This is a genomic window from Variovorax sp. P1_H12_2, from assembly GCF_056405335.1.
This window is the reverse complement of the sequence record NZ_JBFUCI010000676.1, coordinates 1-1,850: the sequence shown is the minus strand read 5'-3', so window position 1 is coordinate 1,850 and position 1,850 is coordinate 1. Positions and strand designations below refer to the sequence as shown.

Genomic DNA, 1,850 nt, shown 5'->3' with positions numbered 1-1,850 from the left:
GCGGCGCACTACGCGGGCCGTTGAAGATCGAAGCCTTCAGGCGGTATGCTCGATGCCACCTCCGCTTCTCATCTCCCCGTGAAAGCATCCGTATTCATTGCCGCGAGCATCGACGGATTCATCGCGCGACCCAACGGCGACCTCGACTGGCTRCCCATGGAAAAGGACGTYGATGGGGGTGACTTCGGCTACCAGGCGTTCCTGGATTCGGTCGATACGATCGTCATGGGCCGGCACACCTACGAGACGGTCCTGGGTTTCGAAGGCGATTGGCCGTTCGGCAGCAAGCGCGTGGTGGTCCTGAGCACCCGAAGCGCGAACATCCCGGCCAGGCTCGCAGGCCGGGGCGCGTGGATGGAGGGCCCACCGCATCGGATCCTGGAGCAGCTCGCCGCCGAAGGCGCCAGGCACCTGTACATCGACGGCGGACGGACCATCCAGGGGTTCCTGCAGGCCCGCCTGATCCATCGGCTCATCGTCACGCGAATTCCGGTCCTTCTGGGCAGCGGCATTCCTCTGTTCGGCCCGTTGGAGAGCGACCTCCCCCTGCGGCACCTGCGCACCGCGGCGTATGCAAACGGCATGGTCCAGAGCGAATACGCGATCTGAGGCCGGGGCACGGGTTTGYGCTACCAGCTCACACGCAGGCCGATCGTGCCCTGCACCGACGACTTCACCTGGGCGTCGCCGCCGGTGCTGAACAAATGCCCGACTTCGCCATACAACGTGGTGACGGTTGTCAGCGCCAGCGAGAAGCCCGCCGCCACTTCCGCCGAGGTGTAGCCGCTCGCGCTGGCGATGCGGGTGCTGGCGGCGGGGCCGATGAAAGTCACCACGTCGGCGCCCGAACTCGCGCTATAGACGTTGACCCGTGCATAAGGCTGCAGCCGCCCCGCCCCGGTGGCCATGTCGCCCTTGATGCGCACACCGAGGCGGCCGATCCAGCCGCCTTCGGCGTCTTGATGGACGCGCGCGCCGAGGGTCCACACATCGTCGAAACTTGTCTTCTGGCGGACAAGCTGTGCCTGCGGCTCGATGGTCCAGTCCTCGGCCAGGGCGAAGGACTTGCCGGTTTCGATCGATGCGGAGAAGCTGCGCGCCTTGCCCGATGTCGTGAGGCTGCCGTCGGGCCGTACGTCGTAGCGGTGGCTGCCCGCTTGCAGCACGGCGTCGGCATACCAGCCGCTTGCATCCTTCCAGGTCGCATAGCCGCCGAGGTAGCTCGATTGCAGATCGGTGCTGCCGACCCGGCCGAAGGTGCCGCGCGCGTTGCCGCTCACGTCGGCGCCCCCGTCCAGCGCGCCGGCAAAGATGCCGACGCGCCAGCCGTCGCTGGCCAGCAGGTCGGTGCCGGCCTGCAGGCCGCTCAGGTGCCCCTGGCTGTGCGGGGCGGCGCTGCCGTCCTGGCTGATGTCGAGGTCGGTGTAGATGGCTCGCGCCCAGGCCTCGCGGCCGGCACTCGTATCACCGACGCGGCGGTGCAGGTTGCCGAGCATCGCGAGATCGCCCTGGCGAATCTGTGCCGGCAGGGCGGCGAAGATCGGCATTTCGTTTCGGTATTCGGGCGCGACCGGGGCGGGCGCGACCACGTTCTGTTCGGACTGTGCCGTCGCCGACGTGTCCTCGGGGGTTTTCGTTTCGGAGCTCTTGGCGCCCGCTTCCGCGCCCGCGGCGGCCGCCGTCGCTGGGGCCGCTACCGCAGATGAGGCGGCAGGAGTCGCAGGAGCTGCAGGAGCCGCAGGTGTCGTCTGAGTCGCGGGCGTCGCGGGAGCAGGAGCGGGGGCTGGAACCGGGGCTGGAACCGGGGCTGGAACCGGGGCTGGAACCGGGGCTGGGACCGGGGCTGGGAC

The 1,850-nt window shown here is 68.7% G+C and carries 2 protein-coding genes; one reads left to right on the top strand and one right to left on the bottom strand.

What is annotated here, in order from left to right; genetic code table 11:
* Window positions 1-45: 45 nt before the first annotated feature.
* On the top strand, window positions 46-609 hold the full coding sequence (locus AC1D2K_RS34080) for a dihydrofolate reductase family protein (RefSeq protein WP_478094774.1): 564 nt from the start codon (window positions 46-48) through the stop codon (window positions 607-609).
* Between the two features lie 20 nt (window positions 610-629).
* On the opposite strand, the gene AC1D2K_RS34075 is transcribed toward AC1D2K_RS34080, so the two are convergent.
* On the bottom strand, window positions 630-1,850 hold a 1,221-nt coding region (locus AC1D2K_RS34075; protein ID WP_478094773.1), incomplete at its 5' end, for an autotransporter family protein.